Origin of the sequence: Pseudogracilibacillus amylolyticus (SeqCode), from assembly GCF_051918545.1 — a bacterium.
Lineage (GTDB): Bacteria > Bacillota > Bacilli > Bacillales > Amphibacillaceae > Pseudogracilibacillus.
The window spans coordinates 1-338 of the sequence record NZ_JBPPZG010000031.1; the positions used below are offsets into that span (position 1 = coordinate 1).

1 protein-coding gene is annotated in these 338 nt (G+C 29.6%); it reads right to left on the reverse strand.

What is annotated here, in order from left to right:
* Positions 1-48: 48 nt before the first annotated feature.
* Positions 49-189, reverse strand: coding sequence for a hypothetical protein (locus ACPYKA_RS05520; protein ID WP_479541389.1), 141 nt, complete (start codon positions 187-189; stop codon positions 49-51).
* Positions 190-338 lie beyond the last annotated feature (149 nt).

The following is a 338-nucleotide window of genomic DNA, read 5'->3' on the forward strand; positions in this document are numbered from 1 at the left end:
AATTTTAAAAAAGTTCTTTCCGGGCAGTTGGATCAAAAATTATTTGAATTAAAGTTCGATAATTTCCCACTCTTTATCGATCGCTTCTACTAAAAACGTAAGTGCTTCACGATAGATTTTTAATGTCGGATCGAAAGTCTTACTTCCGTGAGTTAGAACTTTCGCGCTAATTGTTTTTACTTGCTTCATCGAACGAACCTCCTCTCTAAGTTTAGTTGTATTATAAATCTATATATATTATAATACATTTAGTTGTAACAAACAATAGGAGGTGGTATTTATTTATTATAACAAAAATAGACACGCAAATTATAAATTAACATACCATTTAGTTGTTG

Excerpts from the sequence above, each read along its gene's own strand:
- ACPYKA_RS05520 (WP_479541389.1), bottom strand. The coding sequence starts at position 189 with ATGAAGCAAGTAAAAACAATTAGCGCGAAAGTTCTAACTCACGGAAGT.